1 protein-coding gene and 2 pseudogenes are annotated in these 2,775 nt (G+C 38.4%); 1 reads left to right on the top strand and 2 read right to left on the bottom strand.

Going from position 1 to position 2,775, the window contains the following annotated elements; genetic code table 11:
* Positions 1 to 81: 81 nt before the first annotated feature.
* Positions 82 to 864 (bottom strand): annotated as a pseudogene (locus NO346_RS00025) (LysR family transcriptional regulator); the annotation flags it as partial.
* Positions 865 to 878: 14 nt separating this feature from the next.
* Positions 879 to 1,278, bottom strand: a pseudogene (locus tag NO346_RS00020) (IS5 family transposase); the annotation flags it as partial.
* 261 nt (positions 1,279 to 1,539) lie between these two features.
* On the opposite strand from NO346_RS00020, the gene NO346_RS00015 reads away from it, so the two are divergent.
* Entirely contained in the window at positions 1,540 to 2,610 is a 1,071-nt protein-coding gene (locus tag NO346_RS00015; RefSeq protein ID WP_256413816.1) for an alpha/beta hydrolase, read from the top strand.
* Positions 2,611 to 2,775: the final 165 nt, after the last annotated feature.

Raw genomic sequence — 2,775 nt, 5'->3', positions numbered from 1 at the left:
TGTTTAATTCGTCTGATCACAGATACTTTATAAAGCATTTTAATACTTTTTTGAATCTGTCAATGCGTAAGTCCTAATCTTTTAATTTTGCTGATTTAAGTAAAAATTTAAGTTTTCGATGACAAAAGCAATAAATTCTTGTGTGATTTTCGGTAAATGTTGCCTTGATGCATAGACTAACCACAAGGTTAGGTCGGGTGCAAAAAATCTGTAAATACCTGTTGCAAACGTTGTTGTGCAATATCCTGACGCACCAATAGCGTTGATAACATGGCAACGCCTTCTGCTTTGAAACACATTTGATACAGCGCAATCACATCATCACTTTTAAACGTAACATTTAATGGATAATTCTGAGGTTGTTGATCTGTATCAAACAAAGTCCAATACTGATTATGCATATGGTGGGCTATACATTCATGCTGAATCAATTGGCTTGGGTGTGAAAGGGGAGTGTGGTCTTGTAAATAGTGCGGATGTGCACAAAAGATGGATTCGATTTGACAAACTGGTCGGGCAATCAGCCCATCTGTAACTTTCTGGGTAATACGCAGTGCAAGATCAACCTGAGCATCGATGAGGTCGACCGTATTTTCAGTTAAATAGACATCGAAATGGATGTATGGATAGTGTTTCTTAAATTGTTTAATGCATTCATTCACACCCAGTTGGAACAGAAACAGACCACAGCTGAAACGAATCGTACCACTGTGCTGTTCAGGGGTGGCTAAACCTTCAAGCAATTGTTGCTGCTGTAAAATATTCTCACAATAGACCAACGCTTTTTCACCCGCAGGGGGAGGGTGAAACTTTGCGCGTGTTACGTTGAAACAGCCGCGTCGAAAAAGTATGTTCAAGATGATCGGCTTTGTTGCACGAAGTTTATGCCATTGGCGACGATATTCAGGTCCATGTTTCTTGCGTTTCCATTCGCCCTCAGCTAGAAACTTCATGCCTGTAGAGTCTACGATGAGCAATATATTGCGCAAGGCAGCCCATCGCTACTTTTATGGTCGCTGATTACAATATCAATATGCTTTTGTCTTCTACACAGTGTGGAGTACGAATATCACTGATATTCGGGGCTGCTCAGCCGCAAAGTTTAATCAGACTTTGCACAAAGCCAGTGACCATACGTAAAGATAGACGGAATAAGGATTTAATCATTAAGCAGCATTGGATGGCTGCATCGGAGTAGGTTTGATTTCGCCCTTGTTTGCCTTTTGATGGAGCATACCATTGCGTAGCAGGATCAAACCAAATGGCAATATTTCCGCGATGAAAAGCCTTTACAGATAGGTTTGTGCAACAAAGCCATTAGAAATATTAAAAAATCAGAAAATATCTCTTTTACCTGTGCTTGAGCTTGGCTATTGGCATGAAAGGCAAGCAGTGATTAGCAAAATGGTTAATGACTTTTTAAGATAAGCCATTTAGGTTACAGCATGATTTTGAATTCTTTATCTTGATCTACGACTTTATAACAGCATATAGTCGATATGAACAAGAACTATGGACAGGGCGAAAAAGGGGAAGAACGTGTCAGCATTACCTCAAAAAATTCAAACGATTTTAGATAAAGGACAAGGTCCTGCTGCACGAGCGCTAGATAAGCTGCCTAAGATTGTACAAGAATCATTGGCGAAAGTTTTAGGCTACCCATATCAATATCCATATTTGGATGCTTTTACAAAATGCTTAATCGCAGTTCAAATTAAACAAGGGCGTGTTGGTTTTATTGGAGATGATCCGATCGAATCTCGCCGTCAATTTGATACACAAATGTTAGCGATTTTAAATAAATCGACTTCTATAGAATCGGTAGAAGATATACGTCTGCCTTTACAGAGTGGCACTGTTTTCGCAAGGCATTATCATCCTGCACCTAATAAAAAATTACCGATGATCGTGTTCTATCACGGTGGTGGTTTCGTCGTTGGTGGTTTAGATACGCATGATGAAGCCTGTCGACTCATTGCGAAGTACGCAAAAGTACAAGTTCTGAGTATCGATTATCCGCTTGCACCAGAAGCATCTCCGCAGTTACTCATTAAATCTTGTGATGATGCATTAGCATGGGTGTATCAAAATCGTCGTCAGCTAAAAATTTATAAAAATCGTATCGCTGTTGCTGGAGATAGTGCAGGAGGAAATATTAGTACTGTAGTTGCACAGCATGCGGTTGGTAAATCATATGCACCACAAGCTCAGTTGTTGTTTTATCCTGTTGTAGATTTTAAAAGTAAACATCCTTCTTTTTATGCCTATGGTCAGGGTCTGGTGTTAACTAGTAAAGATGTAGATTACGTCACTAAACATTATTCAACACAGCATCAAGTTGCGTTAGATGATCCATTAATCTCACCTACGTATGGAAGTCTTAAAAAACTAGCTCCAGCATTTGTGGTAACAGCAGGGCATGATTTATTACATGATGAAGGTGAGATTTATAGCCATAAACTAAGACAAAGTGGTGTTAAAGTGCATTATGTAGATTATCCAGATCAAACGCATGGATTTATTAATCTCACACCGATTTCGAGTAAAGCTAAACGCAATACAATCGAAATCGCTAAAAACTTCAGAAAGTTTTGGGATAAACACAATTAAATTAATCAGCCTATGTTTCACGTGGAACATAGGTTTTTTTATTAGTAAATAACAAATAGAAATAGCAAAAATAAATCTGTAAAACTAATAGGGTCTGTTGACATTTACTGTTCATAATTAACCCTATAAAGGTAGCCATAAAAATATACAGGCTAAAGCAACAGA

The organism is Acinetobacter sp. 5862 (genome assembly GCF_024494585.1).
In the GTDB taxonomy this organism is placed as follows: Bacteria; Pseudomonadota; Gammaproteobacteria; order Pseudomonadales; family Moraxellaceae; genus Acinetobacter.
Note: the sequence above shows the minus strand (reverse complement) of the source record. Positions and strands in the feature narration are given on the sequence as shown.